A 14,128-nucleotide genomic window follows, 5' to 3' on the forward strand; every position below is an offset into this window, starting at 1 on the left:
GATCCAGTCAACCTGTAACGGAAAGCGATCTCCAGACGTGAGGATCTGCAGCTCGACAGGACGTGTCGACAGCGGACCTGCGGTCTGAGCGTGCGCGAGGCCGGCTACAGCGCGCAGTGGACGTATACGTCCTGTCGCTCTGCGGGCCTCAGGGGGTGCGGACGGCGGTGACGGCAGCTGACCAGCCGGCGCGCCGTTCGGCGCGGTCCGCCGGGGCGAGGTAGGGGTCGAAGCGGCGGTACGTGCGGTCCTTCGACCAGTCCGTGGTCGCGCCGAGGGTGGACCAGGCCAGTTCGGCCGCTCCGAGCGCGGAGATCTCCGGTACGTCGGCCGCTTCGACCGGGCGGCCGAGCAGATCCGCCTGAGTCTGCATGAGCAGGTCCGAGACCGTCGCGCCGCCGTCGGCGCGCACCGTGCTGAGCCCGCCCGGGATCGTGTCGGTGATGTCGGCGCCGAGACCGGCGAAGGCCGGCACGCCGGCACCGAGACCGGCGAAGGCCGGCACGCCGGCACCGAGCCGCAGATCGCGGCGGGCGGAGCGGAGGTGCAGGCCACTGATTGCTACCACCAGCCGACGGGCATCCACTACCGCCCGCACATCCGGGCCAATGCTCACCAGGACGCCGACTGGCTCGACTTCCAGTGGTGCCAGACCGGGCACACCGGCGAACACGTCCCGGAGCGGGTCGCCGACCTGTGGCGCAACCACCCGGTCAAGGCCGTCGCGAACGGCGAACCGACGTACGAGCACACCGGCCGCACCGGTGTGGCCGAGGGCTGGTGGCAGGGGCATGAGGCGTGGAGCAACCTGTGCGCGGGCGGCACGATGGGGGTCGTGTACGGCGCCGGCAGCCTCTGGCAGTGGCGTCTGCACCCGGACGAGCCGGGCCATTCCGAGTACTTCCTCGCCCCGGGCGCGGGCTGGCGGGAGGCGATCGGCTTCGAGGGTTCGACGTACGTCGGGATGCTCGGCAGGATCCTGGACGGCCTCCCGACCACCGACATGACGCCGGACTGGACCCGGGTGATCTCCGGCCGGGCGCTGAGTACCAAGGACGGCGGCCTGATCGTGTACCGCGAGAACGGCGGGCCGGTGATGGTGTTCGACGAGACCGTGCCGCTGCGGTACACGATCGTCGATCCGCGCGACGGCTCGGTGGTGGCGAGCGGCATCCGGGACACGCCGGAGAGTCCATTGCCTGATGTTGGTGGCGCACCAAGGGTCTACATCTGCCTATAGTCCAGACAACCCGCCCCGAGCGAAGCGAGGGGGTGGGTAGTCCAAACGACCCCGCCCCGAGCGAAGCGAGGGGGTGGTGGGGGGTTTGATCGTCTTGAGAGGGGTGTCGTGAACAGCAACCGCGCGGTGCGCCAGCCGGGGCTGGACGAGCTGCGGCTGCTTGCGAAGGTGGCCCGGATGTACCACGAGAAGGGCATCCGGCAACCGCAGATCGCCGCCGAGCTGAACCTGTCCCAGGCACGGGTCTCGCGGATGCTCAAGCAGGCCGTCGAGGTCGGCATCGTGCACACCGTGGTGACCATGCCGAGCGGCGTGCACAGCGACCTCGAGGACGAGCTGCAGGGCCGGTACGGGCTGCGCGACGCGGTGGTCGTGGACACGATCGGCGTCGGCGACGAGGTACTGCCCGCGCTCGGCTCGGGCGCGGCGGCGTACCTGGACATGACGCTGACCGGCGGGCACGTGGTCGGGATCTCGTCCTGGAGCGAGACGCTGATCTCCGCCGTCGACCGGATGCCGCGCAAGAGCGTGCCGGTGGTCGACAAGGTGGTGCAGATCGTCGGCGGTCTGGGCGACGCCGCCGTACAGATGCAGGCCACCCGGCTGACCGCGCGGTTCGCCGAGCTGACCGGCGGTATGCCGGTCTACCTGCCGGCGCCCGGCCTGGTCGGCACCCCCGCCGTCCGCCGGGCGATGATGAACGACGTGTCGGTCCGGGACGTTCTGGGCACCTGGGGACAACTCACCGACGCCCTGGTCGGGATCGGCAGTCTCGAGCCGTCGCCGCTGCTGCAGCGCAGTGGGAACGCGGTCGCGGAGGCCGACCAGGACGAGCTGCGCCGGCTCGGTGCCGTCGGGGACGTGTGTTTCCGGTTCTTCGACGAAGAGGGGAAGCTGGTGCGCTCGACGTTCGACCAACGGGTGATCGGGGTGACCGCGAAGGAGCTGCTGGCGGTGCCGCGCCGGATCGGCGTGGCCGGTGGTGAACGCAAGTACTCCGCGATCCGGGCCGCGCTGCTCGGCGGCTGGGTCAACATCCTGATCACCGACCTCGCGATGGCACACAAGCTGCTCGATGGAGCCTGACGAGCAGCGGGAGGTCTACGCCACCATCGACCTGGCGTTGCGGGTCGGTGAGGTGCTGCTGTCCAGCGGCGCCGGTACGGCGGACGCGACCGCGACGATTCTCGGCGTCACCGCGGCCGGCGGGTTGCGCGGGTGCGAGGTCGATATCACGTTCACCTCGATGGCCGTCTCGTATCAGGCGGCGCCCGACGTCGCGCCGGAGACCCACATCCGGCTGGTCCGGTACCGCTCGCAGGACTTCTCCCGGCTGACCGACGTCGACCGGCTGGTACGGCGGTTCGCGCGCGGCGAGCTGAACCGCGAGGACGCGTCCCGCGAGCTCGCCCGGCTGACGTCCGCGGGACCGCCGTACCCGCGGTGGACCGCGGTGCTGGCGTGGGGCGTGATGGCCGGCGGCGCGACGCTGCTGCTCGGCGGCGGCTGGCTGATCACGCTGGTGGCGGTGTTGACCGCGATCGTCATCGAGCTGAACAACCGCTGGTTCAACCGGCAGCGGCTGCCCGCGTTCTACCAGCAGGTCGCCGGTGCGTTCGTCGCGACCGCGGTCGCCCTGGTGCTGTACGCCGTCCACGCACCGGTGAAACCGTCGCTGGTCGTTGCCGCGGGCATCATCATGCTGCTGGCCGGGATCGCGCTCACCGGTGCCGTCCAGGACGCGATCACCGGGTACTACGTCACCGCGGCGGCCCGCAGCCTCGAGGCGATGCTGCTCACCGGCGGGATCATCGCGGGCGTCTCGCTCGGGCTCGCGCTGGCGCTGCGGCTCGGGCTGAAGGTCGGGATCGAGCCGCAGACGATCCAGCTGGCGAACCTCCCGGTGATGGTGATCTCCGGCGCGGTGATGGCGGTCGCGTTCGCGTACGCGTCGTACGCACCGCTGCGCGCGCTGCTGCCGGTCGCGGTGATGGGTGCGCTGGCCTCGCTGATCTTCACGTTGATGACCAGGGCGTCGTTCGGTCCGGCCTGGTCCACCGCGGCGGCGGCCTTCGTCGTCGGTCTCGGCGGGTACTCCGGCGGCCGGCGGACCGGCGTACCGCCACTGGTCGTTGTGGTCGCCGGGTCGATCCCGCTGCTGCCGGGACTGACGATCTACAAGGGCCTCTACGAACTGACCGCGGGCGGCCAGCTGATCGGCATCGTCAGCCTGACGACCGCGGTCGCGATCGGCGTCGCACTGGCCTCGGGGCTGATCCTCGGCGAGTACGTCGCGCAGCCGATCCGGCGCGAGGCCCGGCGCCTGGAGGACCGGCTGGCCGGGCCGCGGCTCGTCGGCCCCCGCCGGCCGGTCCGCCGCCGGACCTCACGGACCCGGCGCCGGCGCCGTACCTAGCCGATTTCCTCCAGCACGACGTCGTCGAGCTGCAGCCAGACGTCCTGGCTGTGCCCGAAGAAGCCGGCGTACAGCTGGATCAGCGACTCGCGGCCGGAGTCGAAGACGACGCTGACCTGGGTGTACTGCGGATGTGCGCCGCCGGTCTGCTGGGCGATCGTCCGGCCGCGCAGGGTCCGGACGCCGAGCATCGTCTCGGAGTTGTTCTCGGCGGTCCGGACCCAGGCGGACAAGCGGTACCGGTGCTTGGGTCGTACGGCGACGGTCTGCTGAAGCTGATGGGTTCCGATCGAGTCGCGGACGTACGCGTTGTTCGTGCCGCTGTGCGAGAGGCTGTTGCGGTCGATGCCGCCGGTGCCGCTCAGTTGCCAGGGCGCGGACGGCGTACCGCTGGTCTGCGCCTCGAAGCCGGGATCGCTGACCAGGTTCGTCGCCTTGCCGTCGTCGGTGAGCTTGGTGTGCATCAGGAACACGTTGTACGGATCCCACTGCGCCATCGTGAAGTACAGGTCAGGGCCTTGCGACCACGGGTGCATGAAGGATCCGTAGAGACCGGGGTAATCGGTGCCTTTGACAACGACCTGCTCGCCGCTCCACGGGCCGGTCAGGTCGGTGGCCGAACGCAGCACGATCGAGGCGCGGTGCTCGTCGAGGTACATCATCAGCCACTTGCCGGTGTACGCGTTCCACTGCACCGAGACCTCGCCGATCGGACCGGACGCGATCGGTACGGCGGCGTCCTCCTGCGGTGACCAGGTCCGGCCGTCCCAGTAGCGCCAGGCCTTCTTCTGCAGGACCTGCTGCTCGGGGACCCGGGCGAGGTGCGCGCTGCCGAAGCGGCCGTTCGGCGTACCGATCATGAATACGTATCCACCGCTCCTGGTCAGCGCGGTCATCTGGAAGTTGTCGTCCCAGGCCTTGGTGTTCTGCCAGCGGGCGCCGGCGTCCTTGGTCCAGGTCGCGCCGTTGTCGTCGGAGTACGCGAAGCCGGAGTAGTTCGTGAACCAACTGCCGGCCGGTCCCCAGTAGTTGACCGACATGTACTGCACGTACTGGCGTTTCCCGACCGAGATGCCCGCGGTCGGGATCACCGTGTGCTCGTCGCGGTCGATCTTCTTGCAGGGCAGGAACTCCTTGGCGTGACCGGGCCGGTCCTCGGCGGCCGAGTCGAACGACATCCCGTCGGCGAGGTTGTGGTCGGTACTGCGGAGCAGCAGATTGCACCGCCAGTCGATCGTGGCCTGGTCGCCGGCGCCGCCGCCCGGGCCGGTCCAGCCGCTGCCGTAGCTGTCGCCGAACGCGCTCAGGATCTGGCCGGAGCCGTTGTCCCAGAGGATGCCGAGGTCGGTCGCCTTCAACGCGAACCGCGCTTCGGTGTCGTTGATCGACTGCGGGCCGGTGAGCTTGGCGACGCGGTCGACGGGGGACGGGACGGCCGAGGCCTGGGCCGGGGCCGAGCGGTCGGCGGGAACCACCGACGCCGCGATCAGGGCAGGGACGACCAACAACCATCGCTTCCGCATCTGGGTCTCCTCGGGCGGGTGGAGCTGGGGTGAGAAATCGATTTCCGGGTCACCGTAACCGGGCGGGTCGGAGAGGTCAACGGGTCGCGTGCTTGACGGAGTTTTACTCACGTGGGTAACTTTTACTCATGCGGATAAAACAGAACACGGAGCGGAGTCGCAGTACCGCGGCCCGGCGGGACCAGATCGTCGCGGCGACGATCGGCGTGCTCGCGGAGCGGGGGTACGGCGCGACGTCGTACGACGCGATCTGCGAGGCGGCCGGGTTGAGCAGCAAGCGGCTGATCTCGTACCACTTCACGACCAAGGACGAGTTGCTCGCCGAGGTGCTGCGCCGGGTGACTGACGACGCCGCGGCCCGGATGCGTCCCGCGATCGAGGCGGCCGAGGGGCCGGACGGGAAGCTGGCGGCGTACATCCGCTCGAACGTCGAGTTCATCGCGGAGCGCCCCGATCACGTCCGCGCGGTCCAGCAGATCGCCTTCGCCGGCACTCCCGTCCCGACCGAGGAGGCAGACGCCGCGGTCGCCCGCCTGGTCGTCCTGTTCGAGCAAGGCCAGCAGGCGGGCGTCTTCCGCCCCTTCGACACCCTCCTGATGGCCCACACCCTCCGCGCCGCCATCGACTCCCTCGCCACCCGCCTGATAACCGGCGCCACCCCCACTCACGCCGCCGAAGAACTCACCAACCTCTTCCACCAGGCAACCCGGAGCGACCGATGAACCGCCCCGAGCCGAACACCACCCCGGCAACCCACGCCGCACGCGCCGCGGACCCAACGCCCCATCCCCCGGCCCCCGCCACACACGAGACGACAACAAGCTCACCAACCCCCACGCTCCGGAAGAGCACCCCGCCGCAGGCGGACGGCACCCGCCCACCAGCTCCCGCAGGGCGGGACGACGCCACGCCGCGAGCGGGGGTGGACCGCACGCCAGCCCCCGCCGGACGACAGGCGCCGCCTCACGCGCCAACCCCCGTGGAGCGGGAGAGCGTTGTACCGCCTAGGGGCGAGGACCGCCCGCCAGCTCCTGCAGGGCGGGAGGATGCCGTGCGGCAGGCAGAGGCGGGTCACAGGTCAACCCCCGTGGAGCGGGAGGGCGTTGTATCGGGTGGGGGTGTGGACCGCCCGCCAGCTCCCGCGGGGCGGGAGGATGCCGTGCTGCGAGCGGGGGTGGAGCAGTCGGGGGTTCAGCCGAAGGCTCGGTGGGGGGCTGTGTTGGCTCCGGTGGTTGTGGATCTGGTGGTGCCGCTGGTGGTGTTTTACGGGTTGCGGCGGGCCGGGGTGGGGGTTGTGGGGGCGACGGTGGTGGGGTCTGTGGTTCCGGTGGGGCGGGCTGTCTATGCCGCTGTGCGGGGGCGGCGGGTCGACTGGATGGCGGTGTTCGTGATTGTGGCGTTGGCGACGGGGACTGTTGCGTCGTTGGCGATGCACAGTCCGCGGATGTTGCTGGCCAAGGACGGGGTGATCACCGCGTTGTGCGGGCTGTGGATGCTCGGGACGGTTGCCCTCGGCAAGCCTTTGTTGCTGGCGATCGGCCGCGGGATCGCGGAAGCCAAGCGTGGCACGGGCGGCGGCGAGGTCTGGGCGAGCCGATGGGATCGCGAACCGCGCTTCCGGCACGGGATCCGGCTGGTCACGGTCGTGTGGGGCGTCGGCCTGGTGTTCGACGCGGTCGTCCGCGTGGTGATCGCGTACGCGCTCCCGCTCGACGCGGTCCCCGGTGTGACGACCGTGCAGTGGATCGTGCTGTTCGTTCTGCTGTACGGCTTCATGATGGTCTACTCCCGCAAGAACGACCTGCTCGCATGAACGTACTCGTCGTCGGCGCCGGCCCGACCGGCTTGCTGCTCGCCGCCGAGCTGACCCTCGCCGGCGCCGACGTGCAGATTGTCGACAAGGCGACGAAACGCTCCGGCCAGTCGAAAGCCCTCACCCTGCAACCGCGCTCGATCGAGATCCTGCACTCCCGCGACCTCCTGGGTGACCTGCTCGACTTCCCGCGGCTATCCGCAGGCCACTTCGCCGGCGTCCCACTCGACTACACCGCCCTCGACACCAGATTCCCTTACCAGCTTGGGATCCCACAGCTCCGCGTCGAACAACTCCTCGAAGCCGACCAGGACGTACGCCGCGGCCTCGAGCTCACCGACCTGCACCAGGACGAGGGCGGCGTCGACGCCACGTTCACCGACGGTACGACGATCCGCGCCGACTGGGTCGTCGGCTGCGACGGTGCCCACAGCGCCGTACGCACCCTCACCGGCATCGGCTTCCCCGGCCGCGACGGCCGCTTCACCGCAGTGGTCGCCGACGTGGTGATCTCCGGCGTACAGCCAAACTGGCAACTCCCGTCCCTCGTACCCCGCGACGGCGCCGTGATGACCCTCGTCCCGCTCGACGACGGCGTACACCGAGCCCTCTTCACCGGCCCCGAGCAGCAGCACCTCCCGAAGGACCAGCCCGTCACCCACGACGAGGTCGCCTCCGCGCTGCGCTCCTGGTACGGCGACGCCGTCGTACTGCGGGAACTCCGCCACGCCTCGCGCTTCACCGACGCCGCGCGCCAGGCGGAGCGGTACCGCGACGGCCGCGTGTTCCTCGCCGGGGACGCCGCGCACATCCACTCCCCGACCGGCGGCCAGGGCATGAACCTCGGCCTGCAGGACGCGTTCAACCTCGGCTGGAAGCTCGGCGCGGTCGTACGGCGGGACGCGGACGACCGCCTGCTGGACAGCTACCACGAGGAACGCCACCCGGCCGGTGCCGCCGTACTGGCGAACACCCGTGCGCAGGGCGTGCTGATGGTGCCGGACGACGACATCGCGTGTCTGCGCGAGACGTTCGTCGACCTGCTCGGCGTACCGGAGGCGAACCGCCGGCTGGCCGGCGTCATCTCCGGCATCGGCGTCGCCTACGCCGCGGGCGACCACCCGCTGATCGGCCGCCGGATGCCGGACCTGACGCTGAGCGACGGTACGACGGTCGCCGAACGGCTACGGCCCGGGCGGCACGTGCTGCTGGCGGAGCCGGGAGAGCCACGGATCCTGGTCCGTCCGGACGGATACGTGCAATGGGCAACTGATGACCCGGAGGCACCGATTCCGCCGATTTTCGGTCACCGGATGACCCCCGCCGTTCCCAGCCGTTAGAGTTACCGACTGGAAACATCGGCGCGACGAGGAGGATCGACGTGGCACTGGGTAGGACGTCCCCGCGAGACCTGCCGCTGTTCGCGGATCTGTCCGGACGCGACATCCGGGAAATCTTCCGGGCCGGCGAGGAGGTCTCGGTGCCGGCCGGCTGGTCGCTGATCCTGGAGCAGACGCCGCCGGACGCGGCGTACCTGATCCTGAGCGGCACCGCCGCGGTCCGGGAGAAGGGTGCGGAGATCGCCGAGCTCGGGCCGGGCGACATCGCCGGCGAGGTCGCGGTCCGGAAGAACACGTTGCGGACGGCAACTGTCACGGCGAAGTCGCGGCTGCAGCTGCTGCACTTCACCCGGGAGAAGTTCGACGACCTGACGCGGCGGTTGCCCGCGTTCCGGGACGCCATCGACGCCACCATTGCCGAGCGCCGCGGTGGCTCCTGACCCTGATCTCGCCGGCGTCCAGCGCGAGTTCGAGCGCACCCTGCTCGGTGGCGAGCGGAAGTTCACCCGGGTGCAGGTGTCCGAGCGGGCCGGGATCTCGACCGAGCGCGCCGAGCGGATGTGGCACGCGCTCGGGTTCGCGACCGTGCCGGACGACGAGGTGGCGTTCACCGACGACGACGTCGAGGCGTTGCGGCTGGTCGCGGCACTCGAGGACGACGGGTTCATCGAGCCCGAGATGGAGTCGTCGCTGGCCCGCAAGCTCGGCCAGACGCAGTCCCGGCTGGCATCCTGGCAGTCGGCGATGTTCCTCGAGTTCCTCGGCGGCTCGAAGCTGTCCGCGGACGAGTCGATCGAGGTCGCGGCGTTGCTGCTGCCGGCCATGGAGCGCCTGCAGACGTATGTCTGGCGCCGCCACCTGGCTGCGGCCGCCGGGCGGGCGATGGCCGGCTCGGACGAGCTTGCCCGCGGCGTCCGCGCCGTCGGGTTCGCGGACATCGTCAGCTACACGCGGCTGACCCGGCGGCTGACCGAGGTCGAGCTCGGCCAGCTGATCGAACGCTTCGAGGGCACCGCCGCGGACGTCGTCGCGCTGAACGGCGGCCGGGTGATCAAGTCGATGGGCGACGAGGTCCTGTTCGTCACCGACACCGCCGCGCAGGGTGCCGCGGTCGCGCTGGCGTTGCAGGACGCGGTCAGCGCGGACCCCGAGCTCCCCGAGCTGCGGATCGGTCTCGCGTACGGCACGATCCTGATCCGGCTCGGCGACGTGTACGGCGAGGTCGTCAACCTGGCCGCCCGTCTCACCACGGAATGCAAGCCCGGCCGGGTCCTCGCCGACCGCGAACTCGCCGCCGCGCTGGACGGCCACCCGGCGTACACGATCCACCGGCTGCGCCGGGTTGCGGTCCGCGGCTACCGCCATCTGGTCCCGTACGCCATCCAGCGTGCTGATTGAGCTGCAGCTCGACAGGAGGTATACGCCTGCCGCCGGTCGGCGGACGCCTGCGTGCGCCTGGACTCCCTGCCGATCGGCGGGCACCTCCTGTCGAGCTGCAGCTCGTGACGTAACGTTTGTTCCGTGCGGGAGATCAAGACGCCGGCCGAGCTGAAGCTGGCGAGTGGGGACGACTCGATCGTCGGATGGGCTGCCCAGGGATTCACCACCGGAGCGCGGGCGTGGCGTGCGGGTTCGGCGGTCGTCGTCGCGGCGCCGAACGTGTCGAGACATGACCGCCTCGCGGTCGTCGGGCCGGTGTCGGAAGCGGTCCGGCTGGCGGCCGCCGTACTGACCGAGGTCGGTCCGTCGTTCCGGCCGTTCGGCGACGAGGAACTGATCCGCGAAATGGCGGAACACCTGCCGGGGCTGGAGTTCGCGGCAGGGTTCGGCTGGATGGACACCGACCAGGTGCCGGACGTGACCACGACCGCGGCCTGGCTGGACGGGGACACCGGCGTGGCGGCGTTGCTCGACGCCGCGTCGCCCTCGTCGTACGCGTGGCCGGGACATCCCGGCGTACGGCGCTGGGCCGCGGTGACCGGTGACGATGGCGAGCTGCTGAGTGTGGCGGCGGACGCGTGGAGTGCGCCCGAGGTCGGGTTCCTGGCCGGGGTCGCGACGCATCCTGTTGCCCGGGGCAAGGGATTGTCCGGACAGGTGTGCGGGTTCGTGACCGCCGAGCTGGTGAAGCGGCACGGCCGGGTCGCGTTGATGGTGGACGGCGACAACGCGGCCGCGATCGCGGTGTACCGGCGGCTCGGGTACACCTACCGCCAGGTGGCCGCGGCCGGTCCTAGCGCGTAGGTTTCACCGTCGGCTTCGGCGTCGGGGTGGTGTGTGTGGGCGTCGGTGACGTGGTCGGCGGGGCGAACGGGGCCTTTGTCGTGTCCTTGCAGTTCTCCGAGTCCGTGATGACGCCGTTCTCCTCCGGCACGATCACCGCCTGCGGGAACTGGTTGCTCGTACTGCCGCGCTGCCCGTCGCCGTAGGTGGTGGCGCAGTCTTGCCGGTCCAGGTCGATCGGGGTGCCGTCCTGGTCGTACAGCCGGACGTCGACCTGCTTGCCCTGGGCATCGAACGGGTAGAGGTTCGTCACCGGCGTACCGTTCAGTCGCAGCCCGTTGTCCGGCGGGTTGTACGTCGAGCTGCCGTGGCGCGCCTGGTAGTTGTTCAGGAACCCGAACGACGTCCCCATGTACGCCGCCGCCAGGAACGCCGGCACCGCGATCGCGGCGACCACGTTCAGCGGTACGACGTACCACAGCCAGCGGCCGTCCTGCTGGGTACGCCGGCCCATCCAGATCGACACGGCCGCGCCCGCGAACGCCCCGACCACGGTCACCGCCGGGGCACCGAATAGCGCGAAGAACCCGCCGGCGCCGATCATGCCGCGGGCGACCCACCAGATCGGCTGCCCGATGGTCCGCAGCTCGTGCCGGATGTTCGGCGGGATCTGGTCGATCCAGCCGCGGACCGCGGTCGCGCCGCGGGTGCCCTGCGGGGTGTCCAGCACCACCTTCGGGTCGTTCCCGTGCAACGCCACGACCCCGAGGAACGCCGCCGCGAACAGGATGCCGAACCCGAGCAGCCCGAAGAACGACGTCTCCCGCCGCGACCACGCGAAGATCGCGACCGCGATGAAGAACGGGCCGACGGTGGCCGCGATCAGGCCCCAGCGCAGGGCGTTCCAGCCCGCGTCGAGGCGGTCCTTGTGGCTCTGCCCGGCCGGCCCGGTCCGTGGCGGGTACCCGGCCGCGGTGCGGAGCTCGTCGGCGTACTGCCGTGGCGTCCCGAGGCGGTCCTGCAGCTGGCCGATCGTCGGCTCGGTGCCGAACTCGCCGGCGACCTCGCTGAGGTGCCCGCCGACATCCTGCAGCACGTCCTCCAGCTCGCCGGGCGGCAGGTCGCTGAGCTCGGACCGCACCTGTGCCAGGTAGATCGCCGCCGCCCCGGTGTTCACGCCGCCTCCTTGTCCACCAGCAGCACGGACATGGCGCCGGCGAAGTGGTTCCAGGTCTCGGTGGAGCGGGCCAGCAGCTCTTGGCCGGTCTTGTTCAGCCCGTAGTACTTCCGGTGCGGGCCTTCCTCGCTCGGTTGCACGTACGACGTCAGTGCGCCCGCCTGGAACAGCCTCCGGAGCGTCCCGTACACGGAGGCGTCCGCGACGTCCTCCAGCCCCGCGGCCCGCAGCCGGCGCAGTACGTCGTACCCGTAGCCGTCGGCGTCCCGCAGGACCGCCAGCACGGCGAGATCGAGAACGCCTTTGAGCAACTGGCTGCTGTCCATCCCGTCACGCTACTACACATAACGGAGTACTCCGCCAACCAGCGCAATTTCGATCAAGTCGGAGCCCGCCTGGTGGGGGCACAGTGGTGCACATGGCGGATGTGTTCGAGGAGTTCGTGGCGGTGGTCGCGGCCGGGCTGAGCGGGCCGTGCGACCCGGTGAACGGTGCCGGGCTCGCGGAGCGGGTGCATCTGTCGCGGTTCCACTTCGACCGCGTGATCGGCGCGGTCGCGGGGGAGTCGCCGTTCGCGTTCCGGCGGCGCGTGCTGCTGGAGCGGGCGGCGTACCGGCTGCTGGCCGAGCCGGTCGCCGTACTGGATGTCGCTGTCGAGGCCGGGTACGGGTCGAACGAGGCGTTCACGCGCGCGTTTGCCCGGGCGTACGGGATGCCGCCGCGGGAGTGGCGGCGGGAAGCGTCGCGGGTGTTCTTCCTGCAGGCGCCGAGTGGAGTGCATTTCCAGCCGCCGGCCGGACTTCGGCTGCCGGCCCGCAGAAAGGTGAGGGGCATGGACGTACTTGTCAGGATGGTCGAGCACCACGTGTGGCTGACCGGTGAGATGATCGAACGCGGCGCCCGGCTGGACGCCGCCACGCTGGACCGGCCGATCGAGCTGTCCGTCGAGGGTATCGACGACGACATCTCGATCCGCTACCTGCTGGACCGCCTGGTCTGGCAGGAAGAGATGTGGCTGGCCTCGGTCGAGGACCGCCCGTTCCAGGTCCCCGAATGCGGCCGCCAGGTGGTCACCCCGATCCCCGAACTCCGCACGCGGCACGCCGAAGCCGGCGCCCGCTTCGTCGCCCTGGTCGCCCAACTCAACGAGGACGGCCGCTTCGACGAGAGCTTCGTCGACACCACCTGCGAACCCCCAAGGGTCTTCACCTACGGCGGCATGGTCGCCCACGTCCTAACCTTCGCAGCCCACCGCCGCTCCCTCCTGATCGGCGCCTTCCACACCGCCGGCATCACCGACCTATCCTTCGGCGACCCAATGCAATTCGTAGCCGAGAGCAACTAGTTCGCCGAGTCGTGGGAAAAGGCTTGAAAAACCAGCCGCAACTCACGACTCGGCGAAGGTGGGGCGAGCCGTTTGCCACGAGTCGGCGGGCCTACGCGGCGAGGTAGGGGTGGTGGCGAGAGCGGAGGTCCTCGTCGATGCGGGCGACGACGGTCCCGGGGCGGTGGGTGAGGTCGTGGGCGGTGAAGACGCGGACCAGCCAGCCTTCGCGTTCGAGGTTCTCGCGCCGGCGGATGTCGAGCCGCCACTGCCGCGGGTCCGCGAGGTGGTGCTTCCCGTCGTACTCGATCGCGAGCCGGACCTGTGGATAAGCCAGGTCCGGCGCGGCGAGCCAGCCGCCCGCGGAGTCGCGGACCACGTAGCCGATCTGGGGTTCGGGTAGTCCACCGCTGACGATGATCAGTCGGAGCCGGGATTCCATCGGGGAGTCGACGCCCGGCCGGACCAGCGCGGCCGCCTCGCGGGCCAGTCTGATCCCGCGTACGCCGATCGCGCCGGCCGCCGCCTCCAGCAGGTGCGCCGGCTCGATCGTGGTGCGTCGTACCAGTGAATCTCCCGCGGCGACGAGTCCGGTGAGATCGCAGTACGGCGCCAGATCGAGGAACGTCCGCACCGGCGGAGTCAACGGCAGGCCGTCGCGCAGCACCTGCTCGAGCTGCTGTACTTCGTGCACCCGCAGCCCACCCACCCGTGGCCGCGTCGCCCGGGGATCGCGCTGCACGGACACGTGTACGTCGTTGCCGGTGCGTACGTCGGCAGCCCACAGGCTCAGCGCGGTGTGATGACTGGCGACCGCTCCAGGCGTCAACAACAGCCCCGCCTCCGCCCGCACGCGGGCCGTCACGGCGGTCGACCCGTCGACGTACACAGATCCGAGCACCCGCCGATACCGCCGCCCGCGCAGCAGTCCCCGCGAGATCCCCGCCTCTCGCGCTTCCGCCGCCGTGAACACCCCACCATTCTCCGCCCTCTCCCACCCCGACCGCCCGACTTATCCACAACCCCACCGAGTCGTGGCAAACGGCTCAGACCCCCTCCGCCGAGTCGTGAG

Annotated in this window: 15 protein-coding genes; 10 read left to right on the plus strand and 5 right to left on the minus strand. The window is 70.5% G+C overall.

Translation table 11 applies throughout. The annotated features are described in order from the left end of the window. Positions 1–148 precede the first annotated feature (148 nt). A complete protein-coding gene (locus ACFV9C_RS03555) occupies positions 149–568 on the minus strand; it encodes an FGGY-family carbohydrate kinase (RefSeq protein ID WP_380190486.1) in 420 nt (139 codons plus the stop codon). Between ACFV9C_RS03555 and ACFV9C_RS03560 the strand changes: the two genes are divergently transcribed. The 3 genes from ACFV9C_RS03560 to ACFV9C_RS03570 all read left to right on the plus strand — a co-directional run bounded on the left by ACFV9C_RS03560 (position 545) and on the right by ACFV9C_RS03570 (position 3,656). Continuing rightward, positions 545–1,240: a DUF4038 domain-containing protein gene (locus ACFV9C_RS03560; RefSeq protein ID WP_380190487.1), complete on the plus strand. Its 696-nt coding sequence runs from the start codon at positions 545–547 to the stop codon at positions 1,238–1,240. The genes ACFV9C_RS03555 and ACFV9C_RS03560 overlap by 24 nt on opposite strands. 108 nt (positions 1,241–1,348) lie before the next feature. Beyond that, positions 1,349–2,326, plus strand: a complete 978-nt coding sequence (locus ACFV9C_RS03565) for a sugar-binding transcriptional regulator (RefSeq protein ID WP_380190488.1) — start codon at positions 1,349–1,351, stop codon at positions 2,324–2,326. Then, complete coding sequence (locus tag ACFV9C_RS03570) at positions 2,316–3,656, plus strand: threonine/serine exporter ThrE family protein (RefSeq protein WP_380190489.1); 1,341 nt, start codon at positions 2,316–2,318, stop codon at positions 3,654–3,656. Before ACFV9C_RS03565 ends, ACFV9C_RS03570 begins: the two co-directional genes overlap by 11 nt. Here ACFV9C_RS03570 and ACFV9C_RS03575 read toward each other — a convergent pair. Then, positions 3,653–5,179, minus strand: coding sequence for a DUF4185 domain-containing protein (locus ACFV9C_RS03575; RefSeq protein WP_380190490.1), 1,527 nt, complete (start codon positions 5,177–5,179; stop codon positions 3,653–3,655). The two genes, ACFV9C_RS03570 and ACFV9C_RS03575, sit on opposite strands and share 4 nt — an antisense overlap. Before the next feature lie 128 nt (positions 5,180–5,307). Between ACFV9C_RS03575 and ACFV9C_RS03580 the strand changes: the two genes are divergently transcribed. From ACFV9C_RS03580 to ACFV9C_RS03605, 6 genes are all read left to right on the plus strand, one after another. Next, a complete protein-coding gene (locus ACFV9C_RS03580) occupies positions 5,308–5,901 on the plus strand; it encodes a TetR/AcrR family transcriptional regulator (RefSeq protein WP_380190491.1) in 594 nt (197 codons plus the stop codon). Positions 5,902–6,407: 506 nt separating this feature from the next. Next, on the plus strand, positions 6,408–6,992 hold the full coding sequence (locus ACFV9C_RS03585; RefSeq protein ID WP_380190492.1) for a VC0807 family protein: 585 nt from the start codon (positions 6,408–6,410) through the stop codon (positions 6,990–6,992). After that, positions 6,989–8,332, plus strand: coding sequence for an FAD-dependent monooxygenase (locus ACFV9C_RS03590; protein ID WP_380190493.1), 1,344 nt, complete (start codon positions 6,989–6,991; stop codon positions 8,330–8,332). Before ACFV9C_RS03585 ends, ACFV9C_RS03590 begins: the two co-directional genes overlap by 4 nt. A gap of 41 nt (positions 8,333–8,373) precedes the next feature. Further along, positions 8,374–8,772, plus strand: coding sequence for a cyclic nucleotide-binding domain-containing protein (locus tag ACFV9C_RS03595; RefSeq protein WP_380190494.1), 399 nt, complete (start codon positions 8,374–8,376; stop codon positions 8,770–8,772). Then, positions 8,762–9,730: an adenylate/guanylate cyclase domain-containing protein gene (locus ACFV9C_RS03600; protein WP_380190495.1), complete on the plus strand. Its 969-nt coding sequence runs from the start codon at positions 8,762–8,764 to the stop codon at positions 9,728–9,730. The genes ACFV9C_RS03595 and ACFV9C_RS03600 overlap by 11 nt, the downstream gene beginning before the upstream one ends. A 123-nt stretch (positions 9,731–9,853) precedes the next feature. Then, a complete protein-coding gene (locus tag ACFV9C_RS03605; protein ID WP_380190496.1) occupies positions 9,854–10,576 on the plus strand; it encodes a GNAT family N-acetyltransferase in 723 nt (240 codons plus the stop codon). Here the strand turns inward: ACFV9C_RS03605 and ACFV9C_RS03610 are convergent. Together ACFV9C_RS03610 and ACFV9C_RS03615 are read right to left on the minus strand one after the other, a co-directional pair. Then, positions 10,566–11,732: an HAAS signaling domain-containing protein gene (locus ACFV9C_RS03610; RefSeq protein WP_380190497.1), complete on the minus strand. Its 1,167-nt coding sequence runs from the start codon at positions 11,730–11,732 to the stop codon at positions 10,566–10,568. The two genes, ACFV9C_RS03605 and ACFV9C_RS03610, sit on opposite strands and share 11 nt — an antisense overlap. After that, positions 11,729–12,058 (minus strand): PadR family transcriptional regulator, encoded by a 330-nt coding sequence (locus ACFV9C_RS03615; protein ID WP_380190498.1) that lies wholly within the window; start codon positions 12,056–12,058, stop codon positions 11,729–11,731. Before ACFV9C_RS03615 ends, ACFV9C_RS03610 begins: the two co-directional genes overlap by 4 nt. A 92-nt stretch (positions 12,059–12,150) precedes the next feature. On the opposite strand from ACFV9C_RS03615, the gene ACFV9C_RS03620 reads away from it, so the two are divergent. Next, a complete protein-coding gene (locus tag ACFV9C_RS03620) occupies positions 12,151–13,077 on the plus strand; it encodes a helix-turn-helix domain-containing protein (protein WP_380190499.1) in 927 nt (308 codons plus the stop codon). A 91-nt stretch (positions 13,078–13,168) separates the two neighbouring features. Here the strand turns inward: ACFV9C_RS03620 and ACFV9C_RS03625 are convergent, their stop codons facing one another. Further along, positions 13,169–14,029, minus strand: coding sequence for a DUF559 domain-containing protein (locus ACFV9C_RS03625; RefSeq protein WP_380190500.1), 861 nt, complete (start codon positions 14,027–14,029; stop codon positions 13,169–13,171). Positions 14,030–14,128: the final 99 nt, after the last annotated feature.

The sequence above is a fragment of the Kribbella sp. NPDC059898 genome (genome assembly GCF_042730855.1).
In the GTDB taxonomy this organism is placed as follows: domain Bacteria; phylum Actinomycetota; class Actinomycetes; order Propionibacteriales; family Kribbellaceae; genus Kribbella.

Coding starts and splice junctions, on each gene's coding strand:
- ACFV9C_RS03570 (WP_380190489.1), top strand. CDS start 2,316: ATGGAGCCTGACGAGCAGCGGGAGGTCTACGCCACCATCGACCTGGCG.
- ACFV9C_RS03575 (WP_380190490.1), bottom strand. CDS start 5,179: ATGCGGAAGCGATGGTTGTTGGTCGTCCCTGCCCTGATCGCGGCGTCG.
- ACFV9C_RS03580 (WP_380190491.1), top strand. CDS start 5,308: ATGCGGATAAAACAGAACACGGAGCGGAGTCGCAGTACCGCGGCCCGG.
- ACFV9C_RS03590 (WP_380190493.1), top strand. CDS start 6,989: ATGAACGTACTCGTCGTCGGCGCCGGCCCGACCGGCTTGCTGCTCGCC.
- ACFV9C_RS03615 (WP_380190498.1), bottom strand. CDS start 12,058: ATGGACAGCAGCCAGTTGCTCAAAGGCGTTCTCGATCTCGCCGTGCTG.
- ACFV9C_RS03620 (WP_380190499.1), top strand. CDS start 12,151: ATGGCGGATGTGTTCGAGGAGTTCGTGGCGGTGGTCGCGGCCGGGCTG.